This window comes from Nitrospira sp. KM1, from assembly GCF_011405515.1.
In the GTDB taxonomy this organism is placed as follows: Bacteria; Nitrospirota; Nitrospiria; order Nitrospirales; family Nitrospiraceae; genus Nitrospira_C.
Map to the genome: position 1 here is coordinate 4,053,031 of NZ_AP022671.1, position 13,796 is coordinate 4,066,826.

The 13,796-nt window shown below is 53.1% G+C and carries 14 protein-coding genes; 13 read left to right on the forward strand and 1 reads right to left on the reverse strand.

Annotation, left to right across the window (positions count from 1 at the left end; genetic code table 11):
* The first annotated feature begins 114 nt into the window (after positions 1-114).
* From lptC to W02_RS19240, 13 genes are all read left to right on the forward strand, one after another.
* Complete coding sequence (gene lptC / locus W02_RS19180; protein ID WP_173050684.1) at positions 115-687, forward strand: LPS export ABC transporter periplasmic protein LptC; 573 nt, start codon at positions 115-117, stop codon at positions 685-687.
* A 79-nt stretch (positions 688-766) separates the two neighbouring features.
* Positions 767-1,234 carry an LptA/OstA family protein gene (locus W02_RS19185; protein ID WP_173050686.1) on the forward strand — a complete coding sequence of 156 codons (468 nt, stop codon included), beginning with the start codon at positions 767-769 and terminating at the stop codon, positions 1,232-1,234.
* 23 nt (positions 1,235-1,257) lie between these two features.
* On the forward strand, positions 1,258-2,013 hold the full coding sequence (gene lptB / locus W02_RS19190; RefSeq protein WP_173051554.1) for an LPS export ABC transporter ATP-binding protein: 756 nt from the start codon (positions 1,258-1,260) through the stop codon (positions 2,011-2,013).
* Between the two features lie 19 nt (positions 2,014-2,032).
* On the forward strand, positions 2,033-3,550 hold the full coding sequence (gene rpoN, locus W02_RS19195; RefSeq protein WP_173050688.1) for an RNA polymerase factor sigma-54: 1,518 nt from the start codon (positions 2,033-2,035) through the stop codon (positions 3,548-3,550).
* Between the two features lie 141 nt (positions 3,551-3,691).
* Positions 3,692-4,198 (forward strand): ribosome hibernation-promoting factor, HPF/YfiA family, encoded by a 507-nt coding sequence (hpf, locus tag W02_RS19200; RefSeq protein WP_173050690.1) that lies wholly within the window; start codon positions 3,692-3,694, stop codon positions 4,196-4,198.
* Positions 4,199-4,209: 11 nt separating this feature from the next.
* Positions 4,210-5,076 carry an RNase adapter RapZ gene (gene rapZ, locus W02_RS19205; protein ID WP_173050692.1) on the forward strand — a complete coding sequence of 289 codons (867 nt, stop codon included), beginning with the start codon at positions 4,210-4,212 and terminating at the stop codon, positions 5,074-5,076.
* A gap of 259 nt (positions 5,077-5,335) precedes the next feature.
* Positions 5,336-6,445 (forward strand): type IV pilus assembly protein PilM, encoded by a 1,110-nt coding sequence (gene pilM, locus W02_RS19210; protein WP_197742070.1) that lies wholly within the window; start codon positions 5,336-5,338, stop codon positions 6,443-6,445.
* On the forward strand, positions 6,442-6,993 hold the full coding sequence (locus W02_RS19215) for a PilN domain-containing protein (protein ID WP_173050694.1): 552 nt from the start codon (positions 6,442-6,444) through the stop codon (positions 6,991-6,993). The genes pilM and W02_RS19215 overlap by 4 nt, the downstream gene beginning before the upstream one ends.
* A 2-nt stretch (positions 6,994-6,995) precedes the next feature.
* A complete protein-coding gene (locus tag W02_RS19220; protein WP_173050696.1) occupies positions 6,996-7,619 on the forward strand; it encodes a type 4a pilus biogenesis protein PilO in 624 nt (207 codons plus the stop codon).
* A gap of 27 nt (positions 7,620-7,646) precedes the next feature.
* Positions 7,647-8,279 carry a pilus assembly protein PilP gene (locus W02_RS19225; protein WP_173050698.1) on the forward strand — a complete coding sequence of 211 codons (633 nt, stop codon included), beginning with the start codon at positions 7,647-7,649 and terminating at the stop codon, positions 8,277-8,279.
* On the forward strand, positions 8,276-10,240 hold the full coding sequence (pilQ, locus tag W02_RS19230; RefSeq protein ID WP_173050700.1) for a type IV pilus secretin family protein: 1,965 nt from the start codon (positions 8,276-8,278) through the stop codon (positions 10,238-10,240). The genes W02_RS19225 and pilQ overlap by 4 nt, the downstream gene beginning before the upstream one ends.
* A 184-nt stretch (positions 10,241-10,424) precedes the next feature.
* Positions 10,425-11,603, forward strand: a complete 1,179-nt coding sequence (gene aroB, locus W02_RS19235; protein WP_197742071.1) for a 3-dehydroquinate synthase — start codon at positions 10,425-10,427, stop codon at positions 11,601-11,603.
* A 12-nt stretch (positions 11,604-11,615) separates the two neighbouring features.
* A complete protein-coding gene (locus W02_RS19240) occupies positions 11,616-12,881 on the forward strand; it encodes a GAF and ANTAR domain-containing protein (RefSeq protein ID WP_173050702.1) in 1,266 nt (421 codons plus the stop codon).
* A gap of 7 nt (positions 12,882-12,888) precedes the next feature.
* Here the strand turns inward: W02_RS19240 and W02_RS19245 are convergent, their stop codons facing one another.
* Positions 12,889-13,563 (reverse strand): hypothetical protein, encoded by a 675-nt coding sequence (locus W02_RS19245; RefSeq protein WP_173050705.1) that lies wholly within the window; start codon positions 13,561-13,563, stop codon positions 12,889-12,891.
* Positions 13,564-13,796: the final 233 nt, after the last annotated feature.

Here is a 13,796-nt window from a genome sequence, read left to right on the forward strand (position 1 = left end):
GCGAATTTTGTTTTTTTGAATTGTGTTTGCGTGAGCACTGCTGAGTTTACTTGGCTCACTCTCCATGCTACTATCGTGCCAATAGGTTTCTGCTGAGTAAGAGAAGGGCGCGAGGTGCTGAGACGGCTGATCCAACGCGGGCTATTGGCTCTAAGCGTCGTCCTGGCATGCTATTTGGTGTACTTGCTCATGACCAATTCCACCTCCGCCCCTCCACCAAAATCCGCTTCTCCTGGAACGATCGATAGAGCGGACGCGACTATCTCGCATTTCACATTTACGCAAACCAAGGGCGATAAAGTTCAATGGCAGGTTGATGCCAAGGAAGCCAGGCTTTTTGAACAGGATAAGCGGGCGCTTTTGGAAACCGTAGCGGTCACCCTCTTCGGGCAGCAGGGCAAAGATTTGACGGTCGAAGGTGATGAGGGAACTTTAGAGACTGACACAAAGAACTTTAGATTGGCGAATCGTACAGAACCCCTCGTCCTCCACACCGCAAGCGGCTACATCATCTATACCAACCATTTGGTCTGGACTGACAGCACTCGACAGATCAGGACGAGCGATCCGGTCCGAATAGTCGGCAATGGTTTGGAGGTCACGGGTAAGGGACTGCTGGGACACCTTGATCGTGAAGAATTTGAAGTGCTTGAGGATGTGCATGTGGACGTGGCTCCGACATCTTAGCTTATTGGCAGCCACTACGTGTCTCTGGAGTTATCCAACAGCGCAGGCTGTCACCGGCCCAGCCGGTCAGGATCAGGCAATGGGTACTACAATCACGTCGAAGAAAATGACCGTAAAAAATCATGATAATCTGGCCATCTTTGAAGGATCAGTCGTTCTGACTCGAGGAACCCTGGTCGTCTATTCTGATCGCATGGTCGTTTCATTCGGATCACAAAACGGTCCCACCACCAACCGCCCGGACACTCTGGAGGTTGCGAAGCCAGCAGTCAACAGAAAGGGCCCTGAAACTGTATCCAACCGGGCAGTAAACAAGATTGAAGCGATGGGACGAGTAAAGATTGAACGTGATAATGGTAACGCAACATGTGACAAGGCCGTATATTATCGGGAAGAGGATAAGATTGTTCTGACCGGCTCTCCAGTGGCTTGGGAAAAAGGCACACGGGTCAGCGGTAAACAGATCACGATGTTTCTGGCCGAAGACCGCAGCGTGGTCGAAGGCGGATCTCACGTGCGGATAGAGCCGGAAGGCGAAACAAAGTGACGAACGTGCATCTGATGCCGGTCATGGCTTTGCGCCCAGAGGGAAGCGTTGCTCCAAAATCGATTCTGAGAGCGGATGGTCTCGTCAAAAGCTTTCGCTCCAGAAAGGTTGTGAAAGGCGTGTCGGTAGAGGTCCACGCCGGTGAAGTCGTCGGCCTATTAGGACCGAATGGGGCGGGGAAGACGACAATTTTCGACATGATGGTTGGATTGACTCAGCCGGACGAAGGAACGATTACCTTCGATCAGGAAACGTTGACCGATTTGCCCATGTTTAAGCGCGCGCGAAAGGGGATCGGGTACCTCCCGCAAGAGTCTTCCGTATTCCGCCGACTATCGGTGGAGGACAATATTGTCGCAATTCTTGAAATGCTCAACTATTCTCGTGTCGAGAGGGCTGAACGCGTGGAGTTGCTGCTGAAAGAATTAGATCTGGGCCATATCCGGGCAAGCATGGCGTATGCCCTATCTGGAGGTGAACGCCGGCGGTTGGAAATTACCAGAGCATTGGCCACCAATCCCTCCTTCATGCTGCTGGACGAGCCATTTGCCGGCATCGATCCTATCGCAGTGGCAGACATTCAGCAGATCATTACCCGTCTGAAAGAGAAAGGCATTGGAATTCTGATCACTGACCACAATGTTCAGGAGACCCTTTCGATCACTGATCGAGCGTATATCATTAACGAGGGCAAGATCTTAGAGGCCGGTGCACCAGCAGACATCGTGAAGAGTGAGACCGCCCGCGCCGTGTATTTGGGCGAACGATTTAAATTGTAGGCATGAAGGCACGCTGACGATGAAATTACGTCTTGATCTGAAGCTTAGTCAAAAGCTCATCATGACCCCGCAGTTACAGCAGGCCATCAAGCTGCTGCAACTCTCGCGATTGGAGCTTCAGCAAAGTCTTGCCCAGCATCTCATGGACAATCCCCTCCTCGATGAACTTTCGTCTGAAACTGATGACAACGAGCCTAATACCACGGACGAACAAGCGGAGGAAACTGCCGCTTCGGCGTCGACCGTAAATGAGACGGCCAGCCCGGAAGAGCCGCGAACCGAAGAACGGGAAACTCCGGACGAAGTGTCGGCGGCCGGGTGGGAAGAGTATTTCGGCAGCGATCGACGGATTGGATCTGGTGAAGGGGGAGGATCCTCGCAGGACGAGTTACCGTCCTATGAGCAAAACCTAGCAAAGGCTGCTTCTCTCGAAGATCATCTACTGTGGCAATTGTCGATGTCGGGTCTCTCTGAGCGACAGAAAACGATTGGACGATTGCTGATCGGCAATCTTGATGATGATGGATATTTGCGCACGCCGCTGTCCGAGATTCTCGTGAATACGGAATTCACCGAAGCGGAAACCGAGTCGGTTCTTCGGGACATTCAGTCATTCGATCCGACCGGAGTGGGGGCGCGCGACCTGACCGAGTGTTTGTTGCTACAGATCGGTCATTTGGCCAAGAGCCCGATTGGTTCGTTGGGGGCCAGGCCCGGTGCATTGAAGGGCTCGATTGTGGAGGCGATTGTTCAGCATCATCTGAAAGATCTGGAAAAGAAGCAGTATTCACGGATCGCGAAGGCACTCGATGTGAGTCTCGAAGAAGTTCTGCAAGCGACCAAAGTCATCGAGGCCCTCGAGCCGAAGCCGGGACGACCATTTTCCAGTACGCACAACTACGTTATCGTACCGGATGTGTTTGTCGTGAAGAACGAAGGGGAATGGGTCGTGCTTCTGAACGATGACGGACTGCCAAGGATGCGCATTAGCCCGTACTACAAACAGTTGATGGCTGCCGGACAAAGCGGATCGACAGAAACAAAAGCCTATTTAGACGAACGGCTGCGGGCGGCTCAATGGGTGATCCGCAGCATCGAACAACGAAACAAGACTATTGTAAAAGTCGTGTCGAGTATCGTGAAGTTTCAGGAGCAGTTTTTCGAACGCGGGGTGCAGTGCCTAAAGCCACTGGTTTTGAAGCAGGTGGCCGAGGACATCGGGATGCATGAGTCGACGATCAGCAGAGTCACAGCCAACAAGTACATGTATTGTCCCCAGGGTATGCTGGAGCTTAAATATTTTTTCAACGCGGGACTTCAGCGTGCGGACCAGCCCAGCGACATGCTGTCTTCAGTCACGGTGAGAGAGATGATCAGAAAAATGGTGGCCGCCGAAGACGCGCGGCGACCGTTGAAAGATGAAGAAATCGCGGCAAAGCTTCGGGATCAACAGGTGTTGATTGCCAGGCGGACCGTGGCCAAATACCGTGCGGAAGAGAACATCCCGCCAGCCACCCAGCGTAAACGATTTTTTTAGCCGATGCATGCCAATACCATCTACTACGGCTGCATGGTCGCGCTTCCTTATGGTTGTACAGATCCGGTGCCATGCGTGATCTGATCAGGCGGGGGCGATGACAATGGACAGCAATCCGGATTGATTTGAAGGAGTGAAGGTATGAAGATCACGGGTCGACATTTGGCTGTGACGGAGGCACTGACTGAACGGGTGCGCGAGCGGTGCAGTCGACTGCTCAAGTACGGTATATCGTTGGATCGTATGGAAGTTATTTTGAGCGTCAACAAACTGCAACATATCGCCGAGGCCGTATGCTCGGTCGGGAGAAAGCGATTTCAAGCAAAAACGTCAACGTTAGAAATGTATGTGACCATTGACCAACTCGTGGATCGTTTAGAAACCCAAATCCGTAAAGAAAAGGATAAGCAGACGAAACACAAGGGGCGGAAACGTCAAAAAAGCGTCCGAGGCGCAGTCCCATTGGATGGGCTTCAGGAACCCGTGCATGTTATGAAACCTAAGATTGCAGTTCTTTCGACCGAGGCCGCAAGAAAACGGCTCGATGAGCGGCCAGGGGCATTGGTTGTATTCACGTCCGTTGAATCTGGCAAACTGCAAATTCTCCAGCGAGGGGACAATGGGCAGGTCGTCCTCATTGATCCGTAAGGGATTGGACGATGGCAGGCTTGAGGTTGGTCGTCATTAGCGGACTGTCCGGATCTGGCAAGTCCCACGCTCTCAAATGTTTCGAAGACGTCGGCTACTTTTGCATCGACAACCTTCCTCCGGCACTCCTACCAACATTTGTCGATCTCTGTCACCAGCAAGGCGGTGAGATAAAAAATGTGGCTCTTGGCATTGATGTACGAGAACGCATATTTTTCTCTGATCTCGTCGGAGTGCTCGAACGGGTAAAAGTCTTGGGACATGCCGTGGAACTTCTGTTCCTCGAAGCCAGGGAAGAGGTACTGGTTCGCCGGTTTTCGGAATCCCGAAGGCCGCATCCTCTTTTACCCGACCTTCCCGTACTTGAGGGTGTTCGGGTTGAAAAAGAACGATTGGCTGATCTGCGACGCCACGCGGATCGTATCGTTGACACTTCGGATCTCAACGTGCACGAGTTGCGCGACTTACTTGCGAGACAGTTTAGTCAGGAAGAATCGCCGCGTCGGCTGACGATCTCCATAGTGACCTTCGGCTACAAATTCGGCGTGCCGTATGACATCGATTTATTGTTCGACGTGCGATTCTTGAAGAATCCGTTCTTCGTGCCTGAATTGAAACCACTGACGGGAGAAGACCCGCGAGTCAGCGCCTTTGTGCTCTCAGAGCCAGACGCCATTGCATTTATTGGACATCTTGAGCAGTTGTTCAAGTTCTTGATCCCACTGTTCGAGCGCGAGCGGCGTAGCTATCTCAATGTGGCGCTTGGTTGCACGGGAGGCCGCCATCGTTCGGTATCGATTGCAAAGCGCTTGCAGGAAAGTTTCGCCGCTGTTGGGTACCACGCGACGGTGGTTCACAGAGATCTCTACAAGCAGTAGTATTTACTTCCATTCGTGTTCCCGCCTTTCTCCGTTTGATCTAATACCACCATTCGCCTATCAGCAGTTTCCTTGACAGTGCGGGCATATGAACTATACTTAGCCTGTGCATCGTCAGATGTCACTAGATGAAAAACGCGTTTTAGTAGCATAAACACTGTAAGTTTTTGCTCTAGCCTGAATGAACGGTGACGACGAGTTGTGGAAATATGAAAAAGATTTGTACCCCGAATGAACTCATGTACAGTCTGAGGCACGTATGCTGACTTCTCTGAAAGGCTTGGTAGAAACGGACATCTTCTCCATGCTCGCGCCCAAGCGGCAATTGGTGGGGCTGGATATCGGATCCAGTGGTATCAAGCTGGTTCAATTGAAGGACAATAGGGGACGCTATGTATTGCAGAAGTTTGGAGTGAAGCCGTTGGAACCGGAAGTCATCGTCGACGGAACGGTCATGGACGAAGGCCGGGTTGTGGCGGCGATTCGAGAATTGTTTGATGAGCTGAATGTTAAGGTCAAGCAGGTGGCGGTTTCGATTTCTGGTCATGCCGTCATTGTCAAGAAGATCAGCCTCCCACCCATGCCGGATGAGGAACTTGAAGGCCAGGTGAGGCTTGCAGCCGAACAATATATTCCCTTCGACATCAATGAGGTCAACATCGACTTTCACGTGCTTCCTGTCCACGAAGGCGAGGTGGATGCTCAGAATGAAATGTCTGTCATCCTTGTGGCTGCGAAGAAAGACAAGATCAACGAATTGACTGAACTGGTCAAGGGGGCCGGGTTGCTGCCCATGGTCATGGATGTCGATGCATTTGCCATTGAGAATATGCACGGCATCAATTATCCGGTGTCTCAAGAGGATACGACGGCTCTGGTGAACATCGGTGCCAGTGTGATGAATATCAATATCGTACGCGGCGGTGTTTCCGTTTTCACCCGCGATATTCCCATTGGAGGCAACCGCTACACGGAAGCGATTCAGCGTGAGATGGGTTTGTCGTACGAGGAAGCCGAGGAAACCAAGAAGGGTGGACACTCTGCAGGAGGCAGTCAAGCCGCCGTTGCGACGGTCATTGATAGCGTCAATGCGGAGGTGGCCTCAGAAATAGCTCGTACGGTGGACTACTTCAAGTCGACTATGTCGGATGCCGATGTGCAACACGTTCTTTTGTGTGGCGGGGGATCCCAGGTGGCCGGATTGGAACAGCAACTGAGAGACCGTATGCAGGCCATCGTGGAAACAGCCAATCCGTTTGCAGAGATCGACACGACGGCAAGTGATCTGGACCAAGCCGCTCTCGACCAACTCGCTCCACTTGCAGCCGTGGGGGTGGGGTTAGCCCTCAGATCGGTAGGAGATCGATGATCCGAATCAATCTATTGCCCGGTCCTAAAGGGCGTCAGGCGAAACCGCAGTATGACGTGAGAGCTCAGGCACTCCTCGGGGTTGGTCTCGTCGTCGTCACGCTCGCGGGATGCTGGTGGTACTCGGCAACGCTCGATGAAGAGTTGGAAGCTCGCCAGACCGAAAAAAGCGAAAAGACTAAACAAGTTGCTTCGCTGAACGAACAGGTTAAACAGGTTGCCGATTTTGAACAGCGTAAGAGGCATCTAGAAGACAAGAATCGCATCATCGATCAGTTGGAGAAGTCTCGCATCGGACCGGTAAAAGTGCTGGATCATGTTAGTCAGAGCCTCGACCCCTTGAAAATATGGCTGGTCAAAATCGGAGTGACCGGGCAGATGATCGATCTTGAGGGTCGCGCTCTTTCCAACGATGATGTGGTCGAATTCGTCAACAATCTTCGTCGCACAGACTACTTCACGAACATCGATCTACAGGAGAGCCGATCAGCTGTCGAAGCCCAGGTCAGCGTCTATCAATTCAAGATGGGCTTTCGTCTAAAGGGATAAACATGACGTTACCCTCTCTCAATCTCGAAGTGTTGCGTACGATCCCCGTCGCTCAGAAGGTCGGGCTGTTGACATTGGTTCTGGCCGGCATTGTGGTGGGATTTTACTATTACATTGTGGAACCCAAGACCACGGAGATTACGGGCCTTCAGACCGACATTACGAAACTCGACGGCGATATTCAGACTCTGACAATCAAGGTCAAGCACCTGGATGAATTGATCGCTGCGAACAAACAGTTGGAAATCGAACTTGCAAAAAAGAAGGAGCGCTTGCCGCCGGAAGAAGAGGCGGTGATGTTGTTGAAACAGATTTCAGATCTTGCGATTCGGCTGGGTTTGGACATCAAGCTGTGGAAGCCGGCTGGAAAATCGGAAGATCCTTCTAAGCTGTTCGTCAAGATGCCGGTCAATGTCGAGGTTTCGGGTGGGTACCACACGGCGGCATTGTTTTTCGATCGCGTCAATAGTTTGCCCAGAATCATCACGGTATCGGGACTGAAGATGGGGAGCCCAAAGGTCGAAAAAGGCCGGGTCGTGACACAGACCATATTCGATTTGGTCGCGTATGCGGCGCCGCAAGAGTTGAAGGTCGCATCGGCAACCACGTTGCCTGCCGCTAAGTAGAAGTTGAATAACCGAGTGGAGATATCCATGTGGGGCGGAACCAACGATGTGCGAAGAGACCTGGTCACCCTCGCCTGTAGGACCGTTCTGATCCTATCCGTCGTCGGCCTGATGATGCTCCCAGCTGGGGAGGAAGTCTATGCCAGTTCACTGGCCTCTCACTTGAGGCAGGTTGCCCCAATGCATCAGGATTCCTTGAAGGTCCCTTCGCCAAACGATCCCTCTAAGCCCGCGACGCTGGTGGCCTCATCTCCAGTTGATGCCAACTCCGCGATGATGGATGCTGTTCCGCCATCCTTCGTGAGTTCCGTCAATGGGTACGATCCATCAGGACGCCGTGATCCGTTTGCTCCGATCCTCCAACAATTGTCTCCAGGACAAGTGGATCTGACTCTTCCTCCCTTACAGCGGGTAGGGTTGACCGATATGAATCTGATCGCTGTCGTATGGGGAGCGTATGGGTATACGGCTATGGTCCAGACTCCTGACGGAAATGGTTATTCAGTTAGAAAAGGGACGCGAATGGGTCCCAACAACGGAGTCGTCAGTGCGATAACGGAAAAGGGGATCATCGTCCAAGAGCGATTTACGGACGTGTACGGAAGAAAGCAGGAACGAGAGTATGTCAAGCTTCTCCATCCGAAAGAGGGTTCAGAATGATACCTAAAGCCATGCAAACGACGACGTTGGTCAGGGTTGTCTCCGCGATCGGAGTATTCGGCATGCCTCTGACGATACCTATGATTGGGGGAACCGCCGAAATTCCCGACTACGGCCAGACCTTGTCGGATATCTCTGTCCCGTCCGTCTCGGCGGACATGGCGATGGAAGACTTGGCTCATACTGTGACCGACGTCGACATCCGGCGTGGTGATGATGACGTCAAAGTCGTGATTTCGGGAGATGGTCGGTTGAGGCACGAGGTCAACCTCTTAGGGGAGAAACGACTGGTCGTTGATATTCCTGGCGTGTCTGCGGCGGTCAGGAAACCTGTCTACTCGGTTGATCATCAGCTTCTCAAGAAGGTTCGGCTGGGGTATCACGCCGACAAGGTACGGGTTGTGTTCGATCTGGGGAGCAAATCGACTTTTTCCGTTGAACCGCAGGACACCACGATTGCTGTGACGCTAAAAAAGGAAGAAGTTCCTCAGGTCACGGCATCGGGGGAGTCTCACGTTCAAAAAATAGCTCTTGCCAGCGAGGGCGAGGACCGAGCACAGGGATTTCCCGGCAGTATTCGTTCCCTGCAGAAACCATCACGATCCATCCGTCGGATTCCCGCGTCCTTCCAAATCCGGCCGGTTCAAATGATGACCGACCCGACTGTGTCAGAAAACAATTCTCAAAAGGACGATCTTGTTCTTGGAGAGACCCGATATGTGGGTCGGAGAATCTCCCTCGACTTCCAGCAGGCGGATATCAGCAATGTGCTCCGTCTGATCGCAGAGGTCAGCGGCTTCAATATCGTGGTTGGCGAAGGGGTGAAAAGCAAGGTTACGATGAAGCTGGTCAGTGTGCCGTGGGATCAGGCACTCGACATGATCTTGAAGATGAACGGTCTCGGAAAAATCAGACAAGGCAACATTCTATGGATCGACTCACTGTCGAACATAGCTAAGCAGGAAGACGAGGAAGCCCGCGCCAAGGATGCAAAGACGAAAGCGGAGGCCCTGGTCGACCGCGTATTTTACGTCAGGAATCTTCAGGCGCAGGAATTGATGACGTCTCTGCGACAGAATTTGAGTCCTCGAGGAGTCATGCAGGTCAGTGTCGGCACGAATGCATTGATCGTCAGAGATACCGAAAGCAAGATGATCGTGCTCAAGCAATTGATCGACGGATTGGATCTGGCGGTGCCTCAGGTACAGATCGAGGCGAGAATCGTTCAGGCCGACACCACGTATTCCCGGTCGCTCGGTGTGCAGTGGGGTGTGCAGAATGTGAATACGCTTGGACCGTCATTCGGTGTCGCCAATTTCAAATCAGGAACAACGGGAACATTCGGCAATCAGACGTCAGACTTCCTCGTGAATCTGCCTGCCACGGTGGGGGGGCTGGTCAGCACGCCGGGAGCCGGATTCACATTTGGAAAGGCTGACGGTGCGATGCTCGATGTCAGGCTTTCCGCGGGTGAATTGCTTGGCTTGAGCAAAGTCATCGCCGCGCCTAAAGTCACGACCCTCGACAAACGAGAGGCCAAGATTTCACAAGGTGAGTCGATTCCTTTTCAGACTACGTCACTTCAAGGAACACAGACGACCTTCGTCGATGCGAATTTAGAATTGAACGTCACACCTCAAATTACATCACGCGATCCCAAAGAGGTTGGGAAACAAATTCTTATGAGAGTGCGAGCGACGCGTAATGCGGTTGGCGCGCGGAGCAACCCCGCCGGCCCTAGCATCGACCGTCGCGAGGCGAATACACAGGTCATCATCCGAGACGGTGAGACCATGGTGATCGGAGGGGTGTTCATCGATACTCAGAATAACAACGTGGCGGGAGTTCCCTATCTGTCCCGTATTCCGGTCTTAGGCTGGCTGTTCAAAAACAAGACTGAATCCGTGTCCAAACAAGAGTTGCTGATTTTCATGACACCGACGATCGTGAAGGTCTCGTAGCCAGCTAAGGGATCTTCACGGTAACGGTGAATCATACATCCCGCCGTCTTTGAGTTCCCGTCAGAGTGTGGTAGTATCTCGTCGAATTTCTTGATTTTTCACCCTCTCATCCAGTTGACGTCACGCAGGCGACGCTCCCCTCTATCCTTCTCCTTGGACAGGGAAAGACGCCTATGTGTTTGAGGTGACTTGGGTCCGTATGGTTGGTTCGAGCGAGCAGACGGTTTCAGTGCGTTTAGGAGAGAGAAGCTACGAGGTCACGCTCCAGCAGGGCCTTCTCGCCACGGTCGGTACAAGAATTCGTCAACTCACCAATGCCCGCAAGGTCGGAATCATCACCGACCGTCATGTCGCCCGTCACTATCTCAAAGGCGTCCTCCGCAGCCTGAGGGCTGCCGACTTTCACGCTACAGCTATCGTGCTGCCGCCGGGGGAACCATCCAAATCCATGCCGACGGTGGAACGCATCCTCGATCACTTGGCCAAACAACGATTTGAACGAGGGTCTTTTCTCGTCGCCCTCGGAGGGGGCGTCGTCGGAGACCTAACCGGATTCGCCGCCGCCATATATCAGCGGGGCATTCCGTTCGTTCAGGTCCCTACCACTCTGGTGGCGCAAGTCGACTCCAGCGTCGGTGGCAAAACCGGTATCGACCATCGGCTAGGCAAGAATCTCATTGGCGCGTTTCATCAACCTCGCGCCGTACTGGTCGATCCACAAACATTGGAGACGCTCCCGCGCCGTGAGTGGATTGCCGGTTTGGCTGAGGTGATTAAATATGGCGTCATCGCCGATCAGGCATTTTTTGAATTTCTGGAACGTTCGATGGCGGATCTCGCGGCGCTTCGCAGCGCTGACATCATCAGGGTGATTGGCCGATCCTGTGAAATCAAAGCGCAGATCGTATCGGAAGATGAACGCGAATCCGACCGACGCCGCATTTTAAACTACGGACATACGATCGGGCATGCGCTCGAAGTGCTTGGAGGATACAGAAGTTTGATTCATGGCGAGGCGGTAGGAATCGGGATGGTGCAAGAGGCCAATCTGTCCGCCCACGTGGGACTATGTTCATCGAACGTGCCCGAAAGAATTCGATCAATAGTTCTCTCCGCCGGTCTATCGGATGTCATGCCTCGAAGGACGTTTCGGTCCCTGTGGTCCGCGATGCAGCATGATAAAAAGGCCATTGGTGGGCAGGTCATTGGAGTGTGGCCAGTTCAGATTGGGAGCGTCGTCATCCAGAAAATCGGAAGAGAGACCTGTGCCGAATGGTTCCGAGGCCTGCATGTCCGCAGAAGCGACCAAGGTGCAACGCATCAATCCAAAGTCGTCCGGAAGACGCGCATAGCGCGCAGGTGATCATAAGGTCGTATGACATCCAAGCGTACACCGTCAGTGTCACAGCTCGAACAGGCGCTTCAAGAAAAAAGCCGAGAGGTCGATGTCCTCCATCGTATTACCGATTCCATCAGCAACACGCTTGACCTTGAATCAATCCTTAAGCACATCGTTGAAATCGTCGTTGAGGTGACGCGGGCCGATGCGTGTCTGCTGTATCTGCTCTCCGACGGGGGCGATGAACTGATTCTTCGCGCCTCGAAAAATCCACATCCCCGACTCATTGGTCGCATTACCATCGGCATGGGTGAGGGGATTACCGGTTGGGTGGCTCGGGAGCGAACGCGCGTCGTCATTCCCAGTAATGCAAGCGATGATCCCCGGTTCAAATTCTTCCATAATCTTCCGGAGGATCGGCATCAGGCCTTTGTTTCCGTTCCGATCATGGCGAAGAAGGAAGTGACGGGGGTCATCAACGTTCAGCACAAGCGGCCGAAACGGTATCGGATGGATGAACTCGCGCTGCTTTCCACGATCGCCAATCAAGTTGGGGGTGCTATCGAAAATGCTCGTCTGTACGATCAGATGAGACGCAAGGCTCTCCAGGTTGAAACCTTGTCGCAAGTTTCGGAGACTGTTGCATCCAGCCGTCTTCTCGAGGACGTCATGCAATTGCTGGTCACGATGACCGCGCAGATGATGAATTCAAAAATCTGCTCCATCATGCTGCTCGACCCGGCGACGGGAGATCTCAGAATCGAGGCTACGCAGAGCCTCAGCGAGCAGTATCGGCGGAAGCCCAGCTTGAAGATGGGCCAAAGCGTGAGCGGCCGGGCGGTTCAAGAGCGCCGACCGATTATCGTCCTCGATGTCACGAAAGAGCGGGACTATATGTATCCGGACATCGCCAGACGGGAAGGGTTGTCCTCGCTGCTTTCCGTGCCGATGATGGTCCGTGAGAAGGCGGTCGGGGTGATTAATAGCTATACCTCCGTCCCGCATGTGTTCACGAACGAAGAGGTCAAGCTGCTTCAAGCTGTGGCGAACCAAGCGGCGATCGCTATTGAGCATGCGACGCTCTTGGAAAAATCGTTCGAAATGCAGGAGGCGCTTGCCGTTCGCAAATTGCTGGAACGCGCCAAAGGCTATCTGATGCGGTCGAAAAAACTTACCGAAGAAGAAGCGTTCAAGCTCATTCAGCGTCAGAGCATGGATCTGCGTAAATCGATGCGTGAAATTGCCGAGGCAGTCCTCTTGGCGGGAGAACTCGAAGAACGCGCGGATAAACGGCGAGGTTAGGTGTCGATCATCGGTCAGGGGATTTCGGAGTTGCCGGGATCCTCGGTTGGGTTGCATTCCGCTGAGCGGCCTGTTCAGCGAGTTGCTTCTTGATTTCCTCAAGTTCTTTCCGGAGTGCCTCTAATTCAGGATCTTTTTGCCCCCGTTCTCCTTTTGCGGCCGATGGGTCTGTGGCTGTCGTGGCAGGGCTCTTTGTCGGTGCGACAGTCGAGGGCGTCGAATTTAAAGCAGCTGGTCCAAGATCATGCGGAAGGCGGGCGAGCAATTCATAGTCAATAACCAGTGTTGAGTTGGTCGATCGGGAGTCGCGGTACGTATCAGCTCGCTTGGCCGATTCCGGGAAAAATAGAACCTGATCATTCACCGCTCCCTTGCCGTCGCGGACATTCGGATTGCCCATGCCGCCATTGCCGGGCTGTAAGGAACCGCCTTTATACTGCGTGAGTGTGAGATAAAGGGAGCGCCCATAGGCATAGAGAAATCCGGTCGTTTGTTCAATGGGCGATTGATGGAGAGCGCCGGTCTGTTTAATCGCGAAACTGATCTGCTGGTTTGGAGCAGCCTGGCTCAATCCGTCCGTAACCGAGGGAGTCAGAAAGGCGATGTCTTCCTCTGAAAACGCCCGCACGATGCCTGGCTCGCGTACACCGGCGCTACTCGGCACGTCCGTATCGACTCGCATGAATACACCTCGAAACACTGACGCCATAGTATCAATTGGCAACTTGATCGGGTGTGCAGCCTGAAACGAAGGATCAGCTGTGCGCTCCAAGGAGAGTCTTCCCCGATCAGATTGATAGAGGACAACGATCGGTTGAGCGGAAGTAACACAGGCAGAAATGCCGGCCAAGAGCGCAGTCAATATTATGAAGATGGGAATATTTCGGTGACGCATTCAGCCCACCTCGCCTGGAC